This window comes from Bradyrhizobium sp. Crot121, assembly GCF_059512385.1.
In genome coordinates, this window is the sequence record NZ_JCAMOR010000580.1 from 1 (window position 1) to 243 (window position 243).

Sequence of the window (243 nt, forward strand, 5' to 3'; positions counted from 1 at the left end):
GATCTTGCAGGTCCTCACGATCATCCGGCCCGAGACGGTCGTGCGTTGGCACCGGGCCGGCTTTCGCGGCTATTGGCGTTGGAAGTCGCGCCCGATCGGAGCGCGGCCGCCGATCGACACGAGGCTGCGCGCGTTGATCCGGCGGATCAGCGTCGACAATCCGCTGTGGGGCGCGCCACGCATCCACGGCGAACTGCTCAAGCTCGGGTTCGAGGTCGCGCAGTCCAGCGTCGCCAAGTACAT

General features: G+C 67.5%; 1 protein-coding gene. It reads left to right on the plus strand.

All coding sequences use genetic code 11. The features are described from left to right. On the plus strand, positions 1 to 243 hold a 243-nt coding region (locus AC5ZGW_RS47970), incomplete at both ends, for a hypothetical protein (protein ID WP_496114377.1).